Raw genomic sequence first — 2,613 nt, 5'->3', positions numbered from 1 at the left:
GTATCCCACCCACCGCAGGCATCGCAGAGCCCGATCGCCGATGGCGTCGCGGAGTGCTTGCGCGGTTGATTCGTCCGGTTGACCCATACAAGAGACCAAGTCGCGAATGGCGGGCTGCTCGTCCGAGATCTGACGTGTGGCTTCGAACCAGTTCAGCGACGCGGAGTGTTCCTCGACGTCGACAAACTGCGACCAGCGCACGAAGTTCCCGCCTCGGGCTATGAACGGCAGATATACGCGCAGCATGGGCAGGTCGCGGTGGGACGCAGGGACGAAGTCGCGAGCGGGGAAGTGCCAGCCCGACTCATCCAGTTCAACTGTCATCTCGGCCATGCAATCGACCGTACCGAAGGCCACTGCGCCGCCGCTGTAATTGCAGCCGGCGGTGCGCGGCCCCTAGGTGGCGGCGAGCGAGGCGCGGTGGCCGGTGCGTCTCCGGGACGGTTCGAGCAGAAACTACTCCCCCGACGGTGTGTTCGAGTGTCAGGCACCGTCACAGGTGGCGGGTCGGGGAAGTATGAAAACGGCCCCGGATGCTTGCCGCTCTCGGGCATCGTCCGGTGATTGCGACCTGCGCCCTCATGGTTGGAGGTCGGGCTGTGGGCATGCTCGTTCGATCTGGGCGAGTTCCTCGGCCGTCCCGTTGGGGAGTGCCCAGAACGGCGACCACGTGCCCCCTGACGCGACGAACGCTGATCTGTCCGGAGCTTTCGGTGTCTTATAGCCACGTTCTTCGAGGCAGCGTTGTGCTGCGAGCAGGTTCGCGTAGTGCGCCTCTAACTGTGCGCCCGACGGCTTGGCGATCCGATTGAGCTGCAGTGTGGCGATGCAGCTCTCAGCGTCCGACAGGTGCTGGGCTTCCTGGTCGGACTGGTACTCGACCGTGACGCCACCGTCGGCCCCTATCTCTGTTGCCCAGCCTTTGTCGTTGAGGCAGGTGGCGAGTAGTTGCGCCCTTTCCTCGTCCGAGAGAGCCGGGGGTGATGCGGCTGCCGCTAGGCCTCCGACGGACACACATCCGACAATCACTAGGCCGACGATGACAGGTGTCATCCTGCGTCGCCTCCGCGCCAGGCCGTCATCGGCAGGGCGGAGCCGGCGCCTCAGGCCGTCAAGACGCAGCGACCACGCCTCACCGAATGTCGGCCCGCGCCGCCCGCGCGCATCATCCATCTCCAGCAGGGTGCCCAGCATCACCTGCTCGTGCTGCACTCGCCATTCCTTGGGATACCACCGAAGAATTCGCTGATATCGCCGCTTAACCTTCGCGTCCGTCATCGTCCGCGCCCATCGACCGTGGCTGACGTGCTGGCGGACGATCCGGCGGGCATCACGGATCGCGCGACACGAACGCGCGCCTCCAGACGCACCGTCTCCTCTTCTAACGCCGCAGCCCCGTGATCGGTGAGCCGATAGTACCGACGAGCTCGACCATCGACGACCTCTTCGCTGACCACCTCAATCAGCTCCAGGCGATTCAGACGATCCAGTGCCCCGTACAGGGTCGGGACCTTCAGAGTGACGGGGCTGCCCTGCGAGGTGCTCAGCAGTTCGACGTCGCGCAAGATCGCGTAGCCGTGCTTCGGCTCCTCGGACAGGGMCGTCAGCACCCAGAACGACACTTCGTTTGACACCTCTTGCGAGACTCCGCGCATGCGCTCAGAATACTCTTCAGGACAGAATATGCAATGCGTGGTCCAGATCACTCGGGCCGGTCGTTGCGAACTACAGAGACTACCTGCAAGCGGGTGGTTCACCGGACGGCAGGGCGCTCTGACAGTTGAATGACGCTGGCACTGATATGTTTCGGCCATGAGTGGATATACAGCGCCGCGCCAGGTGCATCAGCAGTGATGACGGCGCTCAGAGCCATTGCGGGCGCCGTGTTCGGGTTCGCAGTGAGCATCCTGTTGGTGTATTTGCAGCGGTTTGCTGACGCGGCGACGATGGGCGTCACCCTCGACGCATGGAGTGCCGTGGTCGGGGTCGGGGACCGTTACGCGCCGGTGATTGTTCTCCTGGTTGTGCTGGGCCTCGTGCTGGGCGTGGCCCTCATCGCCCAGAAGCTGAAGAACGCCCTGGGTAGATGGTTCTGGGTCGGCGTGGCGACCGGCATCGCTCTCGCGATCGCCGCGGGTTGGTTCGCCGCTGGGCAAACGCCGGCCGACCCAGCGATTGACAACGCTTTGTCGGTCACCACGCTCGTGGTGGAGGCATCGAGTTCTGTCGCCGTGTTCGTCGTAATGGGCTTTGCACTGGTCCTTGCCTGGTTGATGCCATGGGGTGAGGCCCGCGCTCGCGGGCGAGAAACGATGGCGGACACCCAACCCGCAAGCAGGATTTAGAAGTAGCGAACACCAACGCTAGGTTACGGGCGGGCCGGCGGAGGCTGGTCAATCGGCTATGGCCTCCGCCAGACGCCGAGCGACTCGATTGCCGGTCGGTCTGCGTACTCGCGCCGGCCTTGATCTGGGCGATACGTTCGACGGGTGAGAGCAGAGCTCATCGATCCTCGCGATCAGACGTCTCAAATCGACAATCCGCGCTACCGGGTCTACTTCTGGGACGCGGGTGGCGGAGCCAAGGAGGAGTGGCAGCTTTCGGATGCTGATC

Annotated in this window: 4 protein-coding genes; 1 reads left to right on the top strand and 3 read right to left on the bottom strand. The window is 64.1% G+C overall.

The genetic code is table 11. From position 1 onward, the window contains the following. The 3 genes from AC1DVT_RS19425 to AC1DVT_RS19415 all read right to left on the bottom strand — a co-directional run. On the bottom strand, positions 1-333 hold a 333-nt coding region (locus tag AC1DVT_RS19425; protein ID WP_477390945.1), incomplete at its 3' end, for a hypothetical protein. A 246-nt stretch (positions 334-579) separates the two neighbouring features. Then, the gene (locus tag AC1DVT_RS19420) at positions 580-1,212 is read right to left on the bottom strand and encodes a hypothetical protein (protein WP_477390944.1); all 633 of its coding nucleotides are present in this window, start codon (positions 1,210-1,212) and stop codon (positions 580-582) included. A gap of 62 nt (positions 1,213-1,274) precedes the next feature. Next, complete coding sequence (locus AC1DVT_RS19415; RefSeq protein ID WP_477390942.1) at positions 1,275-1,706, bottom strand: PadR family transcriptional regulator; 432 nt, start codon at positions 1,704-1,706, stop codon at positions 1,275-1,277. Between the two features lie 78 nt (positions 1,707-1,784). Between AC1DVT_RS19415 and AC1DVT_RS19410 the strand changes: the two genes are divergently transcribed. Beyond that, complete coding sequence (locus AC1DVT_RS19410) at positions 1,785-2,345, top strand: hypothetical protein (RefSeq protein WP_477390940.1); 561 nt, start codon at positions 1,785-1,787, stop codon at positions 2,343-2,345. Positions 2,346-2,613 lie beyond the last annotated feature (268 nt).

It is taken from the genome of Microbacterium sp. P2_F9 (assembly GCF_056403635.1).
This window is presented reverse-complemented; position numbering and strand designations above follow the sequence as displayed.